The following is a 16,650-nucleotide window of genomic DNA, read 5'->3' as shown; positions in this document are numbered from 1 at the left end:
GGGTCGGTCCGCCGCCCGCGGACTACTGGCCCGACGCGCGCGCGCAGACGGCCAGCCCGGCGCGCTGGCGCCGCGTCGACCTCGCGCGCGGCTGGCTGCTGCCCAAGCCGGCGCTGCCGCGGCCGAACCGGGCGCAGCTGCTCGCCGCCACTTTGCTGCTCGGCATCGCGCCGCTGCTGCAGGCGCTGCCGACGAATCCGCTGGACTACGACGGCCCGACCTTCCTGCTGCTCTACTTCGTCCTGATCGCCGCCTGCATCGGCATCGTCGTGCTCGTGCGCCGCCGGTTCCGCGGCGATTCCGATGCGGTCCCGCGCGGCCCGGCGCTGGATACCTGGGCCGTGGCCTATCTGGCCGGCGGCACCCTGCGCGTCGTCGACGCCGGCGTCGCGAGCCTGCTCGCGGACAAGCAGGCGCAGTGGGACGCGCGCAAGCGCCGTCTCCAGGTGCCCCGCCCGCAGGACGTGCGCGACTACCCGCTCGACGAAATCGCCCGTGCGGCCGCCGCCGATCCGGCATTGCCGCGCATAGTGCGTCATGTGAGGCCGCGGCTGCAGCGCCTGCGCGACCTGCTGTGCTCGCGCGGGCTGCTGCTGACCGAAGGCCAGCGCTGGAGCATAGGTCTGGCCAGCGCGCTGCCGTTCGCGCTGCTGGAACTGCTCGGCCTGGCCAAGATCGCCGTCGGCATCGAGCGCGACCGCCCGGTCGGTTTCCTGCTGGTGCTGACCCTGCTCGTCGGCATCGCGACGGCGATGCTGCTGTTCCGCCGCCCCGAACGCACGCGCGCCGGCGATTCGCTGCTGGCCGAGCTCAACCGCCGCCACGCGCATGCGCGGCGCGCGCCGCGCGACGGCGACATCGGCCTGGCCGTCGCGCTGGCCGGCACCACGGTGCTGGCCGGCACGGCCTATGCGGAATTTCACGAGTCGCGCGCGGCCAACGCGAGCAGCAGCGGCTGCTCGAGCGGCAGCAGTTGTTCCTCCGACAGCGGCAGCAGCTGCAGCAGCGGCTGCGGCGGATGCGGTGGCGGCGGGGACTGAGCCGCGCTACCGATCGCAGCGACGCGCGCGCCACGCGCATCGAAGTGAGAGAACCGGATTCCCGAAGGCAGTAGACGACATCAGCCGGGCGGCGCCGCGCGCGCCGCCGCTCCCAGCCGGAGGTGTCCATGTCGTCGTCGATCCGTTCGTTCCCTCGCCTGTTCCTGATCGGCCTGCTCGGCCTCTCGCTGAGCGCCTGCGCGACCGATCGGCAGCGCACGCGCGCTGAAGGGACTGCGGCCGGCGCGGCGGCCGGCGCTGCCTTGGGTCGCGCGATCGCCGGCAACGATCGCGGTACCGTCGTCGGCGCGCTGCTCGGCGGCATCGTCGGCGCCGTCGTCGGCAACCGGGTCGCGAACAAGAAAGCCGCTTACGCCCAGCGCGAAGAAGAGCTGCGCCTGTCGGCGCAGCGGGCCGCCGCACTGGTCGAATCCACGCGCGAACAGAACGAGCAGATCGAACGCGAGGTCGCCGAGCTCGGCGCCGCGGTGGCGCAGTTGCAGTCGGCCAAGGATTCGGCGGAAGCCCGGCGCCTGACGCAGACGGAGAATCAGCAGAAGCTCAGCGCGCTGGTCGAATCGGTCGAGCGCCAGCTTGAGCAGATGAAAGAGGAAATGCAGCGACAGGACGCGCTGATCGCCGCGACCGAGGCGCAGGACGTAAAGGACAGACGCGACGCCGAGCAGGAGCCGTCCGAAGGCCTGCAGCTGGTCGCAGCCGGTCTGCGCGATCTCGAACAACAGACGCGGCGACTGGAACTCGCGCGGCTGCAGCTGCAGCAGATCGACGAACGGCGGGCCTACTGATGCGCGCGACTCCGAAAGTATCCGCGGCGTTCGTCGCACTCGCGCTGCTGTCGGGCTGCGCCACGACGGGCGACCCGCAGCAGGGTGGCCTGTTCGGCTGGAGCGAGAGCAAGGCGCGCGAGCGTCAGCACGAGCTGACGCACCGCGACATGGCCGCGCGCGACCGCATCGCCGACGAACAGGCCCGTGGCGATGCGCTGCGCGAACGACACGACGATCTGGACGCGCAGGCGCGGCAGCTGCAGCAGGAGCTCGAACGGCTGCGCCAGGAAAACCGCGACCTCGACGCACGACTGCGCGCGCTGATGCGGCTGCGCCGGCTCGACGATGGCGAGCGTCGGCGCCTTCAGGCACTGCTTGCCGGAAACGGCGAATGGCTCGCGACGCAGGCCGCCACGCCCGCGCCGTCCGACGGCGACGTCGCGAGCCGCCGCATCGCGGTCGACCGGGCCAACCGGCGCAACGGCCAGCTGCAGCGCGAGGTCGTCGCGCTGCTGCAGAACTGACGTCGTGGCCTGGCTACGCCGCCCGCAATACTGGTGCGTGAACCATCGCTGCTCCCATGCGCTGAACGATCGCATTTTCTCGCAGGCTGAATACGCGCGGGCCGACGGATGCTGTCGCCTCGAGCCGGGCTGCAACGCGGCTCTCGTGCGAGGTGAGGACCGCGACCGGCGCGCGTCAGCCTTGGCCACAGCCCTGGCTGCCGGCGCGATTGCCGCCGTCGGCGTGACGGCAGCGCAGGCCCTGCAGAACTGGTACCGGCCGCCGCCGCTGGCACATATCCGCTTCGCGCAGGCGCAAACCGAAACCAGCGACGACGGCCAGACCGTCGAAATCGAAATCCGCCGAGATGCGCTGCTGGCGGCTGCGGTGGATGTCGAGTATGAGACCCGCGACGGCACCGCGCTGCAGAGCAGCGACTACGTCGGTGCACGCGGCCAGCTACATTTCGCGCCCGGCGAACGCCGCAAGCACATGAAGGTGACGCTACTGCGCGACGCTTCCCACCAGAAGCCGAAGCGGCACTTCACCCTGGTACTGCCCAATGTGGCTGCAACGCCGGATCACCGCATCACGATTGCGCCGCCGTCCGTGCCGCCCAGCGACCCGGCCAGCACCGAAGCGTTGGTCCTTTCGGCCTCCCGCATTGCCAAGGACATCGCCGACCTGCGCATGAAACAGCACGTCGCCGACGAGATGATGGCCGCCAGCCGCAACGACGCCGGTGCGTATGCGGCCTATCGCAACCGGCTCGCGGCGGCCAGCGGCGATCTCGGACGCGCCCGCGAGCGTTATCTGCAGGAACTCGGCCAACTCCGGCGTCTCCCGGCCGCCGCGGTACTCGACACCGTGGATGCACTGGTCCAGCGCTTCGAGCGCGACGGCTTCGCCCAGCAGGCCAAAGCCGCCCGCGTGATGAAACGTCATCTGATCGAGATCATCGACGGCCACACACCGACCATGGACCGCTGGGTGGAGGAACTGCTCGAGGTGATTCCGCGCGTCACGCAGCCCGTACGTGATCCGACTACGGTTTGAGCGCCGGCGCAATCGCAATCCCTGGCCGCCAAGGCGGCCCTGCTCGATCGGAGTCCGCAACGTCAATCGTGGCGGAGCCGTAGCGGCAGCATCAGGCGGGAGCGCCGATTGACCACCGTCGAGACGATCACGACCGCACACCGCTTCGCCGATAAGCAGTCCGGATCTTAGGCCACGATCGCGGAGCGGCCAGCCGCACGGCGGGGACGAGCTGCCGTCCCCCAATCGTCGCCGCGAGAAAGGACGTGTCCTCAGGACTCGCCGGCTATCTTTCCGGGGCCGGCGGCGCCGATCTGTCGTCCGCCGGCCCCGGCAGAGGCGCGGTCGGTGCCGGCTCGCCGTCGAGCCGAGCCCGGCTGTCGCCGCGCTCAGGGAGGGGCGGCGGCTGCCAGCGCGGTACCGACGACGACGGCGACGCCGCAGGGCGACTGAGCTGCATTTCCCATTGCTGCACTTCGTCTCGCGCTTCCGCCGCGAGCTTCTCGGCGCGCAGACGCAAAGTCTCGTGATCCAGGTCCAGCGGATTGGCCAGGATGTCGCCATTCAATCTGTCCAGACGCTGCAATGCTTCGAGCTCCTGGTTGTGCAGCATCTCGCTTTTCTGCAGCAGATGCGTCTTGCGCTTCTGGGCGAGCTGTTCGATGGCCTCCCGCTCAGCACGCAGCTTGGCTTCGCGCGCGGCGCGCGCGGTGTTTGCGCTGAGCGTGTCGCCACGGCCGAAGCCGCGCAGATGCACACGCAGACCGAATTCGTCGGCGATCGCCCGAGCGACTGCCGCATTCGCACGCTGCTCGATGTCGGCAGCGTTTTCCGCCCGAGCCCAGACATAGGCAAGACTGGACCACATGGCCATCTCGTTGCGCAGAGTCGCCACGACGCGATGCTTGATTTCCGCGACTTCGATCGCGACGGCGAGTGCGCGCCGGTCCTTCCTGTCGATGTCGGTCACCCCGCGGCGCGCCGCCTGAGCGCGCATGTCGTCGAGACTCCGCGCAGAATCGCGCCGGTAGCCGAAATTGCCCGACTGGAAGCGCAGCCAAGCATAGTCGTCCTCAGCAGCACCCAGGATGTCGATGACGCCGTGGACCTCGACCTCGTCGGCATCGCCCATGTCGGCCTGCGGCGGAACCTTGACGACGAAATCGATGGCCGGCATCCGGCGCAGCTCCATGAAACGCATCGCATCCTCGGTAGGCTCAGAACGCAGACGCGTGATGTTCGCCTGCAGTCCGTAGCCGGCCAGTTCTCGCAGAATGTTGTTTTCCAGCTCCGGCCGAACCTCCTCGTCGAACCGCACGCTGACCTTGGAATACGTGAAGCGCGCCAGCGTCTCGCGACAGCAGCGTCTCACCAGCGCCTCTATCGGTTCGGCCACGTCGGTCACGTCGGAGCCGATCAGTCGCGCGATCGCCTCATCGTCGTCGCCTGCGCGTACGCGCAGGCTGAGTGAAACTTCGGCGAATCCGCTGGTGTGCAATTGATAGGCCTCGCCTGCCGGCACCTCGACGGACAATCCGCGGAACAGTGCCGTCGCGGGAATGTCCAGCAACGCGTTGACTGGCCGGATCCGATAGCCGATGGATTGAGCGAAACCATGCAGGCGTCGTTCCATGTCGATGCCGATCGCATTATCTTCGCCGGCGAAGGCTCGGGCGACCGAGTAATAACGCTTGTCGAACAGCAGTTCCTTCACGGCTTCGGCGACCTGGCGCTCGACGGCAGCACGGATGGCCGCCTCATCATGCAGACCGCTGCGTTTGTGCGCCTGGAAATTGTCCAGCTGCAGCAGCGCCGTCGTCACGACTTCGCAAACGGCGGCGCGGTCCCTGAGCCTGAACGTGTGGCTGCAGCGCAGATCGATCTGGCGCGGCGCCGGATCGCGCATCTGGAAACCGATGCGAAAGGGTACATTCAGCTCGTCGGCGACGGCCTTGCCGACGTCTTCGTCGAGTTCGCGCCGCTGGCTCAAGCCGTCGGCCGCGGGCCTGAAGCAGTCGTGCAGGCTGTCGCCGGACCTCTCGCATTCCTCCAGCAGCCGGCCAAGCCGCCGATGCAGCTCCCGCGCGATCAGCGCATGCAGCGTGTCGCCGGCGCTGTCCGGTCCGCTCAACAGGGCCTTCGCCAAAGCGCGGGACTCTTCAAGCCCTCGCGCGTAGATCTCGAAATTCGCGTCGAATTCCAGCTCGATGGCGCTGGTGCCCTCGGACCAGCGGAACAGCCAGTTCTTCACCTGTTTGGGACCGCGCAGGTCACGCACAAAGACGTGATGACCGGACAGGTCGCCGCGCAGCCAGCCGAACTGGCGCGGCCGATAAGGCTCGAACTCGCCGTTCCTGAAGACGAGGTGATGGCCGGCGCCGTTGGCCTTCGGCGAGAAGGTGGCGGCGACAATGGGCCGCAGGAAATCGTTGAGACAGTAAGAGCTCATGCGAAGGTTCTCCGTCGAAGTTCAGGTCGCCGCGGATCGGGCCTGCCGCCGCGCGCTCGCCGCGTGCTGCCAGCTGCGCAGAAGGATCTGCAGCGACTGCAGGGATTCTTCGGTGCGGCGCAGGGCCGCTTCGTTGCCGTGCTGGCGCCGGCGTGCGGCCAATAGCCCCTGCTGTTGCTGCTGCGCCGCCTGCACCGCGTCGCGCTGCTGCGGCGACCGCAGCGCAAAGATCCAGGGCTTCGAGAAACCGCTGACGAGTTCGATCAACTGCTCCGTCGTGGCCGCTGCGTGGTGCAACAGACCCAACGCCAGCCAGCGATAGATCGACACGGATGTCTTGGCGTCGACGTCGCCGTCGCGCGGCGGACCTTCCTGCACCGCGGTGATTTCGAACAGTTGCGCGAGCAGCGCCGCCAGACGCTCGCGTGCGGACAATGTGCCCAGCAGCGCTCGGTACAGTTCGGACGGTGAGCGGCCGCCGGCCAGTTGATGACAGGACTCTCCGAGCGAAGCGATGAAATCGCGCGCAAGCCAGCGCGAATGAGCGCCCACGGTCCCGCCCGCGCGGCAATGCTTGACGGCAGCCTCCGCGTAAGTCAGCCAGGTTTCAGGCGAGCCCCGCAGGACCGAGCGCAGCATGTCGCGGACGATCATGCGCGCGTAGGAAACCATGGGGCGCTGGCCGCGCTTCAGGCGCGCCGCGGTCACCCAGTCCTGGTGCGCCTGGTTGCTGCGCTCGACTTCGCACACGATCAGACCTATCACCGAGGACGGCTCCACGAAGTTCTGCATGAGCAGCAGGTGGAGGACATCCCAGTGACTGGTGCGAAGTTTCGCCAGGATGGTCCCGCATTCGGCGCGCATGCGAACCTTTTCCCAGAACGCCGGTGCATATGGCGCAGCGCGCTGGGCGCCTAGCTGCGCCAGCGTGCCGAAATTCTGCAGCGACTGCACCAGCCTTGTCTCGCCGACGTACAGCAGTTTGGCGATCTCGCCGAGACAGCGCGCGACAAACTGGCGCGTACTGCCGATATTGGCCATCTCGTTCAATAGTTCGGTGACGCGACGAAAGCGCCGGTGCAGTTGGCCGTCGTCGAGGCCGGAATAGAGGTGACGCATGACTTCGTCGACACCTATACGTCGCACTCCCAGTGCGTCGAGACGCAGGAGCAGGCGGCGATAACCCAGCCCCTGACGCGGAGACATGCCCGCGACGAAGTAACTGTCGGCCAGCAGACCCGCGATCTCGTCGAGCACCGACAGATGGCGCTCATAGAGCCAATCCGGCATGCCGACGCGACGCTCGCGCGTATCCAGGTACATACCCGCCTCGGCGCTCGCGTCGGCTGTCGCCACGTCTTCCAGCGTATGCGGCGCACGCAATACGACATGCAGTTCGGCGCGCACCGCATCACGCTCGCCGGCGTACCAGCGCTGATGACGCGAACGCGGCGCTTCCAGACGCGCCCACTCGCTCGGCGCCGCCGGCGCGAGCCTGTCGACGAGATTCGCGAACTCGCCGAAGCCCAGCCCCGGGAACAACGCCGCACAGGCGGTCAGCACGACGTCGAAGCGTTCCTCGAGGATGACCGGCGCTTCCGCTGGCACCATCGGTTGTACCTCGCGCAGACGCCACAGCGCGACTTCCTCGACGAGCAGCGCTTCCTCGCGCAGCGACGCGGTCTCGGGCATTGCCGCGGTGACCAGCAGGTAGCTGTCGTTGTCGACCAGACTCTCACGCAGATGGCGCACCGGCTCTATCTGGCGATTGAAGAATCCCAGGCTGTCGGGGTCGTCGCTGCGGAACAGATAGATCACCGAGCGCTGCCGGTCACGGCGCCATTGAGGCGTATGCGCCAGACTTTGCGGCGCGAATGGTCGATCGTATTTGCTCGACAGCGGCCGTCGTTGCGGTTCCCGCCGCAGCAGCTCCGATACCACGGCACGCAATACCGCCGTCGCGCGTGCCTCGGCCGCCGGCGTGGGTGCATGGCGTATCAGCAACAAACGCCGGCGCTGCAGCGCCGCGACCTGCGCCGTGAATGCGTCGGCTTCTTCGTCCGGAACGCCGCCGGGCAGCGGCTCCGCCTCGATCAGATCGTCCTGCCAGGTATCGATCTGCGCATAAGGATCGTCGTCGAAGCGATCGGCTGCGTCGGTGCGCGCGCCCTCGTCGCCGAAAACCCCGTCGCTTTCCCAACCGCCGTCCGTCGCCACATGGATGGGATCGGCTTCTTCTTCGCCGATACCGGCCGCCGCCGACCCGCTCGTCTCGCCCGCCGCCGCTGCCGCGAACCCGGCACCGCCTGCGTCGTCCGCTGCTTCCGGTGTCGATGCTTCGCTCGCAGTCGACGGCGCAACAAAGCCGGCCTCCGCTTCGGCTCTTTCCGTCGCGCGGGCCAGTGATTCGGCCGTCGCGCCCGGCGGGGGTGTCGCGCTATCGGTGGTTTCATCGTGCATCGCATATCTCCTCGACCCAGCGGTTCGGCAGCCGCGTCCGTGCAGACATTGAGCAGGGCCTTTCGCGTCATGGCGTGCCCGCTCGACGCCCGTGCCGGCAGAATTGAGCAGCATGTCGGCGCAGGCATCGCTGCCGATACCGACGCAAATCCGATGCGCGATTACGACACAAGGCGTCGCGCGAACAGATCCCAGAGCAGTTCCGCCGCTTCGCCCGATGCAAAGCGGCTGCGCCCGGCACTTGCGGGATCCAGGCCGAACACGCAGAGGAAAAGCTGCTGCGCGTCTGCATCGACGCCCACGCCCTCGTCGAACTCATGTCCCCGCGACGCGGCCGAATGGGAATAGGCGATGCAGCGCCGCTCCGGTATAAGGCTGACCGCGCATTCCACCGGCGGTGCATCGGCGCGGCGCACGTGGCAGGTGAAGGTATGCGCGTCGACCTGCCGAAGTTCGCTTTCGCAGGCGAACATGCGCGCGGACAACCGTCGCAGCGATGCGTCAAATGCCCGCCTTATATCGGCATAGGACCGACGCAGAAAACTCAAACGCTCGGCGTCGGAAAAGACCCTCGATGCCGTCATCGGAACTGCCGCGACCGGAATCGGCGCCGTCGAATGAGGCGGCGACGCCAAACGTCGCGCCGCCAAACCATCGATAGCGGCACGCACGGCCAGGACCACCTGCGCATAACCTTCGTCGACATTCGGCCACTGCGACAGCGCAGGCCATTCGCCTGCGGCGATCTGCAAGCCGTGAAACGGGGTCAGCTTCCAGGCGCAAGGGCGCACGATGACCGGAATCACACAGGCCTCACCGCGCTGTTCCCGCTCGAGCGCACGCTGCATCTCGATCGAATAGCAATAGTCGGAATCGAGGAAATCCGAGCTGACGAGCAACAGGATCACGTCAGCTGCGTTCAGTTGCGCGTCGATGGCAGAGGCGAAACGCTGCCCTGCCACGATCATGCCGTCATGCCAGACCTCGACCAGTCCGGGACGCCGCAACGCCGCCAGGTGCTTTCCGAGCTGCTCGCGATAGGACTTGTCTTCCCGCGCGTAGGAAACGAATAGCTTGAACGCCACGTCGGCTGCTCCCAGGCGCCGCGAAGCCTCTCGCGGCAGAGATCTCCGGCGGTGCGAAGGGCACTCCGGCTGGATCTACTCCTGCTGCGAGAATGCGGCGCCTCTCACCCGCGCAAGCGCCGTGCGGAGGTTGGAACCGGCAACGGCAGGATCTCCGCCGCATGGCTAGGCTGGTCGTCTTTCTCAGCGCTTCCACGACTCCCGGATCAACCCGACCAGCCCCGGCGGCAGCGGTGTATAGCCGAGCGCATCGGCGGTCTCGCCGCCGCGCTGCAGCGCCCAGTCGAAGAAGGCCAGCGCCGCACGCAAGTTCTGCGAGCGCGGCGCATCGCGCGGAATGACGATCCAGGTGCTCGCGGCGATCGGCCAGGTGTCGGTGCCCTGGATGCCGACGAGCAGCAGGTTGAACTCCGCCGCGCTGCGCCAGTCGGCGGATTCCAGCGCGTTGCGGATCGTGGTCTGGGTCGGCGAGATCGCGCGCTCGGCCGTCGCGTAGAGATTGACGATCTGCAGTTCGTGCTGCAGCGCATAGCCGTATTCGACGTAGCCGATCGAGAACGGCGTTTCGGTGACGCGCTGGCCGAGGCCGGTATTGCCTTCGGCGGCGATGCCGACCGGCCATTTGACGGTCTTGCCGGTGCCGAGTTCGGCCGCCCATTCGGGGCTGACCTTGGACAGATAGGCGGTGAAGTTGTAAGTGATGCCCGAACTGTCGCCGCGGTGCACGACCGTGATCGGCTCGTCGGGCAAGGTGAACATGCCGTTGACGGCCTGCAGCCTCGGATCGTTCCAGCGCGTGATCCGGCCCTGGAAGACCTGCGCGAGCAGCGGCCCGGTCAGGCGCACGCGCTTGCGGCCGACGCCGCGCAGATTCGTCACCGGCACGATGCCTCCGGCGACGATCGGAAACTGGCGCCAGCCGCCGGCCTTGAGCTCCCCGTCCTTGAGCGGCGCATCGGTCGCGGCGAAATCGACGCGTCCGGCCTTGAGCTTGTCGATACCGGCGCCGGAGCCCACACCTTCGTAGGCAATCGTTGCGTTCTTCTGCTGCGACCACTGCGCGGCCCATTTCGTCAGCACAGGCTCGACGAAGATCGAGCCGGCACCGGTGACGGTGTTCTGCGCAATCGCCGGCGAGGCTGCGGCGGCGAACAGGAAAAGTGCCGCGACGCGGCGAACGACGACGTGCATGGCGAAGCCCCCTGAGGCCTGGCGGCCCTGGTTGCCGCGACGCCAAGCTTGCCTCGACGATGTTGCACCGCAGTGTCCTGCGGCTGAACGCCATGCTGCGCACGACTGCCGTCGATGACACGCGATGCGAACGCAATGTCAACCGAAGCGACCGGACGCGATCGTTCAGTCGTCGCCGCTCGTCACCGGGCGGGCAGGGAATGCATAGGCTTCGATGCAATGCATCAGCGCCTCCTCCAATTCGGCCCGCAAGCTCAGCGCTTCATCGTTCTGCGTCGCCGCGGCCTCGATCGCGACGAGCCACTGCAGGACGGTCTCGACATCCAGCTGCGTGCGGAAACCCGCGATCAGACACTCGCGGTTTCGCTGCGGCAGAAATGGTCGACACGGGAAATTGTCTTCCCCGCCGGCGCCAGCGCGCCCCATCCATTCGGCGCCCTGCCAGTAAGCATTGCGGAAGCGCACCGGCGATCGTTCGGAATGCACACAGTCCGTCCATTCGGGCAGCGGTCCGAAACACGTCTGACCCGAGCCGATTTCCGCGAGCGCCGTCAGCAGCTCGGGATTCGTCGCGCGGACCCGCTGCGGATCGAGCAGCGTTTCGTAATACCGGCGCGACTCGCCCATGAACCAGGCTTCGCCGACCGCGAAACGCGGCGGCGGAAAATGCGCCTGGAGCCGGCGGACGGCCGCGGCGGCGTTCGGCAAAGCAGTTCTGCGGATCGCGGGAACTGAAGGACTCATCTGCGTTCGGGCTTTGCGCTTCGTACCAACGACTCCGTCGCCGCGGGAAAAAGCACGGCCGCCGGAGGACTGCCGTCAGTACCGCGCAAGCTCGCGTTGCCATGTGCGTTGGGCGGGCCGCTCTGCCGATGGTCGGACGCACGGCCTGATCGTCATCTGTGCCGGCATCGTTGCAGACGGTTCGGAAGAACGCGGAGTGGTGCCCCGAGCCGGACTCGAACCGGCATGACCTTGCGATCGACGGATTTTAAGTCCGTTGCGTCTACCGATTTCGCCATCGGGGCAGGCGCGCAAGCATGCGCGATTCCGCGCTCAGCGGAAAGGGCATCGCAGCCGGCAGCAGCGAAAACGCCTGGGGCCGAGATGAAACAGCAACGCTCGGCGCGCGTGGCGCCGGTCGCCGGCGAATCAGGTTCCGCACCCGCATCGCATCATCCGTACAGCCACTTCGCGAGCCAGCGCGTGAGCCGCGGCATCAGCACGTAGGTCATGAGTCCGACGATGACGGCCGCGACGAGCAGATGGATCAGCAGCGTGTGGTCGAGCCAGGTCCAGCGCCGCGCGAGCCAACGGATCGGCATCGGCACGAGCAGGGTCAGCGGGTAGATCACGGCCAGAGTCAGCAGGAACTGCTTGTAGCGCCTGGCCGGTTTCTGGCCGGGTTCCGGACGGAACCAGAACTCCAGACCCGTCACGGTCTCGCGCTGCTCCTCCTGCGACAGCAGCGGCAGCAGCTCGGCGAGCAGGGTCTGCCGCGCCGAGGACTGGAACCAGTCGTCCGCATGCGCGAGGGAATCGAAGCGTATCGTCACGGTATACAGCGACGAGCCCGCCACCGGACGGATCACGTCCACGCCGCGGTGGCCCGGGAAGCGCTGCGCGACCGGCACGATGCGTTCGAGCCAGCGTTCGTAGTCAGCCAGTGCGTCGGCGCGCACGCGATGGCGGATCACGGCGGTCACGCTGTCCGGTCGCGGAAATCCGCGTGCCGACACGTCGGCGAGCGAGGCATCGCGCAGCGAGGGCTCGCGCGGGTCGACGGCTGCAGCGGGGCGTTCGGAGTTCATGTCGTGACCTCTTCGGCGGACGGGCGCGCCGATTCCGGCGGTCCGCATTCACGGTGTGCTGCGCCACGATTCGCAGCAGAGCACGGTCATGCGATATCGGATCCGCAATGGACGGGCGCGGCTTTCCACGTATCCACACGCACTGTGCGCGCGAGTGTCTTTGCCGTCTTGTACGAATCGGACGAATCGCGTACCGGGCGCGTCGGCCCTGCTCCGCCGATGACAGGCTTCGCTCGAGCGTACCGGAATCGCCGCGTTCGGGCGGGCGCTTCGAGGGCGCGCGCGGATTTTCATGCCGTGTCTGCGCTTTTCCCGCCGCCCTGGAATGGCCGCACGCCGGCGAACGGCAATGCATGAACGGCGGGCAAGAAACAGTCGCGCCGCCGGCCAAAAAAAACCTCGCCGAAGCGAGGTCCTGATACTGGAGCGGGAAACGAGACTCGAACTCGCGACCCCGACCTTGGCAAGGTCGTGCTCTACCAACTGAGCTATTCCCGCATTCAACTGTCGTTATCGAGTGGAGGCCTGGGTCGGAATCGAACCGGCGTACACGGCTTTGCAGGCCGCTGCATGACCACTCTGCCACCAGGCCGTCTTGCGTATTTCCGGGCTTCTACCTACCGAATGTCGCCCCGAAAAAACAAAACCTCGGTGAGCCGAGGTTTTGAGGATTCGTGGAGCGGGAAACGAGACTCGAACTCGCGACCCCGACCTTGGCAAGGTCGTGCTCTACCAACTGAGCTATTCCCGCACCGGAGACCGCGCATTTTAGGGATTGGCCGGGCGATGTCAACAGTCTGCAAGAATGAAATCGTCATCGTGCAGAGATCGCCGTCGCCTCGCGCACCGCCCGCTGCACGGCGCATGGAACCTGCGCCTGCGACTGCAACGCGCGCCGCGACGACCACGCCGTCCGGACGCCGCTAGCCGCGGTCGCGCTCGGTCAGCACGGGCCAGGCCGCGCGCACGTAGACGAGCGCCGACCAGATCGTCAGCGCCGCGGCCGCGACGAGCAGGTATTCGCCGACGCGATACAGGCGCAGCTCGGGCGAGTCGTGCTGATACAGCAGCACCACGAGTGCGACCATCTGCACGATGGTCTTGATCTTGCCGACCGTGGCGACGCCGACCTTGGCGCGCTGGCCGATCTCGGCCATCCATTCGCGCAGCGCCGAGATGCTGATCTCGCGGCCGACGATGACGGCGCTCGTGACCGCGAGCATCTGCGAGGGATTGCGCTCCACGAGCAGGAACAGGGTGACGGCGACCATGAGCTTGTCGGCGACCGGATCGAGAAACGCGCCGAACGCCGAGGTCATGCCGTAGCGCCGCGCGATCCAGCCGTCGAGCCAGTCGGTCAGCGCCGCGGCGATGAAGATCGCGGCCGCCGCGAGGTTCGCGCCGCGGAACGGCAGGTAGAAAACGACGACCATCACGGGCAGCAGCACGATACGGAACAGCGTGAGTATCGTCGGCAGGGTCAGACGTATCGGTCGCACCAAGGCTTCCTTGTGGCGGGTTGGCGGCTGGCGCCGAGCGCGGCGTGATGTCGGCAGTGTGACACGGCGGCGCCCGGATCAGCCATGGAATCGCGCATAGATGCGCTCGGCCAGGTCTCGGCTGACACCTTTGACCTGCATGAGTTCCTCGACGCCGGCGGCGGCGATGCCGGACAGCCCGCCGAACTGCTTGAGCAGCGCCGAACGGCGGCGCGCGCCGACGCCCGGAATTTCCTCGAGGCTGGACTTCTCGCGCGCCTTCTCGCGGCGCTGGCGATGGCCGGTGATCGCGAAACGGTGCGCCTCGTCGCGGATGGACTGGACCAGGTGCGAGGCCGGCGAATCCGGACCGGGCCAGATCTCGCGGCCGCTGTCGCCGAGGATCAGGGTCTCGTGGCCGGCGCGCCGTTCCGGTCCCTTGGCCACGCCGACGACGAGCACCGAGGTCACGCCGAGCTCGTTGAGCACGGCCAGCGCCTGCGCGACCTGGCCCTTGCCGCCGTCGATCAGCAGGATGTCCGGCAGCACGCCCTCGCCGGCCGTAAGGCGCTTGTAGCGCCGCTCCAGCGCCTGGTGCATGGCCGCGTAGTCGTCGCCCGGCGCGATGCCGGCGATGTTGAAGCGGCGGTAGTGCGATTTCTCGGCGCCCTCGGGGCCGAACACGACGCAGGACGCAACGGTTGCCTCGCCGAGCGTGTGGCTGATGTCGAAGCACTCGATGCGCGCCGGCGTCTCGTCGAGCTCGAGCAGTTCGCGCAGGCTCTCGAACCGGTCGCGCACGGTCTGCCGGCTCGCGAGCCGCGCGGCCAGCGCGACGGTCGCGTTCTTCTGCGCGAGCTCGAGGAAGCGCGCGCGCTCGGCGCGGACATTGGCCTTGATCTCGACCTTGCGCCCGGCCTGGGTCGACAGCGCCTCGGCCAGCACGTCCAGGTCCTCGATGGAATGGCTGACGATGATTTCCTCGGGCAACGGCCGTTCGAGGTAGTACTGCGCGATGAACGCGGCCAGCACGTCGGCCTCGCTCGCATCCAGCGGCAGGCGCGGGAAGAAGTCGCGCGAGCCCAGGCTGATGCCGTTGCGGAAGAACAGCACCGAGACGCAGGCCAGGCCGTTGTCGATGCGGCAGCCGAGCACGTCCATGTCGGCGCTCGCGCCGTGGACGTAGTGGCGCGCCTGGATCTGCTTGAGCGTCGCGACCTGGTCGCGCAGCGCCGCGGCCTTCTCGAACTCCAGCGCGCGGCTGGCCTGTTCCATGCGCGCGACGGTCTCGTCGATGACCTGGTTGCTCTTGCCGTCGAGGAACAGCGCGGCGTGGCGCACGCTGGCCGCGTAGTCGTCCGCGTCGATCAGGCCCACGCACGGCGCGCTGCAGCGCTTGATCTGGTATTGCAGGCAGGGCCGCGAGCGGTTGCGGAAATAGCTGTCCTCGCACTGGCGCACGAGGAACAGCTTCTGCATGAGTCCCAGGCTCTCGCGCACCGCGTACGCGCTCGGGAACGGGCCGAAATAGCGTCCCTTCGCGGTCTTCGCGCCGCGGTGGAAGCTCATGCGCGGCGCTTCGGCGTCGCCGGCCGACAGGAAGATGTAGGGATAGCTCTTGTCGTCGCGGAGCAGGATGTTGTAGCGCGGCTTCAGCGACTTGATCAGCTGCGCTTCGAGGATCAGCGCCTCGCCTTCGGTGCGCGTCAGCGTGGTTTCGATGCGCGCGATCTGCGCGATCATCGCCATGATGCGCGGCTCCAGCCGCGGCTTCAGGAAATAGCTGCCGACGCGCTTCTTGAGGTCGCGCGCCTTGCCGACGTAGAGCAGCTCGCCGCGCGCGTCGATCATGCGATAGACGCCGGGCGAACCGCTGAGGTGGCGGACGAAGGCCTTGCCGTCGAACGGCGCGGTGGCGGGGCTGGTTTCCATGCAGGGGATTGTCGGACGAAGCGGGACTTATGTGCGCGGAATCCGCCGAATCAAGTCCCGGCGCAGTTCAGCCAGGCTGCCGCGATAGAACCAGATCATGCCGGCGAGGAAATACAGCGGCAGCGATGCGCGGAAATTGCCCTCGCGGTCCATGCGGTTGCCGGCGAGCCCGTGATACAGCACGTAGACGCCGTCGACGCAGAACCAGGCCGCGAACAGCGCGGCGAGCGCGACCGCAAGTCCGATGCCGTCAGGCCGGCGCAGCTGCGCCAGCCGGCCCACGCTCCAGCTCGCCAGCAGGTAGGTGAACCCGCTCATCAGCAGGCTGATCCCGACATCCCAGTCGGCGATGCCGTAGTTCAGAGCGCCGTACAGCAGCCAGCCCATGCCGAACGCGAACGTGGCGAGCTTCCACGGCCGCCGCAGCTCGCGCAGCGCCGTCGGCGCCCAGGGCGCCTCCCGGCGCGGCAGCGGGATCATTCGCCGACCGGTACGCGCCGGCAGCTGCCGTTGCCGAGGTCGACGCGAACGATTTCGTGCGCGTTGGTGTTGGCGATCCACAGCGCGCCCTGTCCGAGGCTGACGCCTTCGGGCGCCTCGAAACGGTACGGCAGGCTGAAGCTGCGCGTCTCGCCGGTCTTGAGGTTGATCGCCTTGAGCTTGTCGTTGTAGCTGTCGGCGACGAAGACCAGCCCACGCGGATCGACCGCGACGCCCTGCGGATGCTGCAGGCGCACCGCGTCGCGGCGGCCGGCCGCATCGCCGAACTGCCAGGGTCCCGCGCCCACGAGCGTCGTGACGTGGCGGTCGCCGAGCCGGATCGCGCGGATCGCGCCGGCGCCCGCGTCGGCGACGAACAGCGCCTGGCCCAGCGCGG

At 67.8% G+C, this 16,650-nt stretch carries 14 protein-coding genes and 4 tRNA genes; 4 read left to right on the top strand and 14 right to left on the bottom strand.

Going from position 1 to position 16,650, the window contains the following annotated elements; genetic code table 11:
- The 4 genes from NON22_RS09820 to NON22_RS09805 form a co-directional block, all read left to right on the top strand.
- A partial coding sequence (locus tag NON22_RS09820; RefSeq protein WP_257386750.1) for a TIGR04222 domain-containing membrane protein occupies positions 1-1,040 on the top strand: 1,040 nt, incomplete at its 5' end.
- Between the two features lie 128 nt (positions 1,041-1,168).
- Complete coding sequence (locus NON22_RS09815) at positions 1,169-1,846, top strand: glycine zipper domain-containing protein (protein ID WP_257386749.1); 678 nt, start codon at positions 1,169-1,171, stop codon at positions 1,844-1,846.
- Positions 1,846-2,352, top strand: coding sequence for a hypothetical protein (locus tag NON22_RS09810; RefSeq protein ID WP_257386748.1), 507 nt, complete (start codon positions 1,846-1,848; stop codon positions 2,350-2,352). Before NON22_RS09815 ends, NON22_RS09810 begins: the two co-directional genes overlap by 1 nt.
- Positions 2,353-2,356: 4 nt before the next feature.
- Entirely contained in the window at positions 2,357-3,388 is a 1,032-nt protein-coding gene (locus NON22_RS09805; protein WP_257386747.1) for a Calx-beta domain-containing protein, read from the top strand.
- A 265-nt stretch (positions 3,389-3,653) separates the two neighbouring features.
- Here NON22_RS09805 and NON22_RS09800 read toward each other — a convergent pair whose 3' ends face one another.
- From NON22_RS09800 to NON22_RS09735, 14 genes are all read right to left on the bottom strand, one after another.
- Complete coding sequence (locus tag NON22_RS09800) at positions 3,654-5,816, bottom strand: hypothetical protein (protein WP_257386746.1); 2,163 nt, start codon at positions 5,814-5,816, stop codon at positions 3,654-3,656.
- 21 nt (positions 5,817-5,837) lie between these two features.
- The gene (locus NON22_RS09795) at positions 5,838-8,276 is read right to left on the bottom strand and encodes a hypothetical protein (protein WP_257386745.1); all 2,439 of its coding nucleotides are present in this window, start codon (positions 8,274-8,276) and stop codon (positions 5,838-5,840) included.
- A gap of 161 nt (positions 8,277-8,437) precedes the next feature.
- On the bottom strand, positions 8,438-9,361 hold the full coding sequence (locus NON22_RS09790) for a toll/interleukin-1 receptor domain-containing protein (RefSeq protein ID WP_257386744.1): 924 nt from the start codon (positions 9,359-9,361) through the stop codon (positions 8,438-8,440).
- 183 nt (positions 9,362-9,544) lie between these two features.
- Positions 9,545-10,552, bottom strand: coding sequence for a phosphate ABC transporter substrate-binding protein PstS (gene pstS, locus NON22_RS09785; protein WP_257386743.1), 1,008 nt, complete (start codon positions 10,550-10,552; stop codon positions 9,545-9,547).
- Positions 10,553-10,717: 165 nt separating this feature from the next.
- The gene (locus tag NON22_RS09780) at positions 10,718-11,260 is read right to left on the bottom strand and encodes a hypothetical protein (protein ID WP_257386742.1); all 543 of its coding nucleotides are present in this window, start codon (positions 11,258-11,260) and stop codon (positions 10,718-10,720) included.
- Between the two features lie 233 nt (positions 11,261-11,493).
- Positions 11,494-11,580 (bottom strand) — tRNA-Leu (locus NON22_RS09775).
- Between the two features lie 147 nt (positions 11,581-11,727).
- On the bottom strand, positions 11,728-12,363 hold the full coding sequence (locus NON22_RS09770) for an antibiotic biosynthesis monooxygenase (protein ID WP_257386741.1): 636 nt from the start codon (positions 12,361-12,363) through the stop codon (positions 11,728-11,730).
- A gap of 422 nt (positions 12,364-12,785) precedes the next feature.
- Positions 12,786-12,861: transfer RNA gene (locus NON22_RS09765), tRNA-Gly, on the bottom strand.
- A gap of 20 nt (positions 12,862-12,881) precedes the next feature.
- Positions 12,882-12,955, bottom strand: a tRNA-Cys gene (locus tag NON22_RS09760).
- 83 nt (positions 12,956-13,038) lie between these two features.
- Positions 13,039-13,114 (bottom strand) — tRNA-Gly (locus NON22_RS09755).
- Between the two features lie 172 nt (positions 13,115-13,286).
- Positions 13,287-13,853 carry a CDP-diacylglycerol--glycerol-3-phosphate 3-phosphatidyltransferase gene (gene pgsA / locus NON22_RS09750; protein WP_257386751.1) on the bottom strand — a complete coding sequence of 189 codons (567 nt, stop codon included), beginning with the start codon at positions 13,851-13,853 and terminating at the stop codon, positions 13,287-13,289.
- Positions 13,854-13,940: 87 nt separating this feature from the next.
- The gene (gene uvrC / locus NON22_RS09745) at positions 13,941-15,773 is read right to left on the bottom strand and encodes an excinuclease ABC subunit UvrC (protein WP_257386740.1); all 1,833 of its coding nucleotides are present in this window, start codon (positions 15,771-15,773) and stop codon (positions 13,941-13,943) included.
- Positions 15,774-15,800: 27 nt separating this feature from the next.
- On the bottom strand, positions 15,801-16,253 hold the full coding sequence (locus NON22_RS09740) for a hypothetical protein (RefSeq protein ID WP_257386739.1): 453 nt from the start codon (positions 16,251-16,253) through the stop codon (positions 15,801-15,803).
- A partial coding sequence (locus NON22_RS09735; protein WP_484600502.1) for an NHL repeat-containing protein occupies positions 16,250-16,650 on the bottom strand: 401 nt, incomplete at its 5' end. The genes NON22_RS09735 and NON22_RS09740, both read right to left, overlap by 4 nt.

This window comes from Tahibacter caeni (assembly GCF_024609805.1).
Lineage (GTDB): Bacteria > Pseudomonadota > Gammaproteobacteria > Xanthomonadales > Rhodanobacteraceae > Tahibacter > Tahibacter caeni.
The sequence above is the reverse complement of the archived record's forward strand: the minus strand, read 5'-3'. Positions and strand labels throughout refer to the sequence as shown.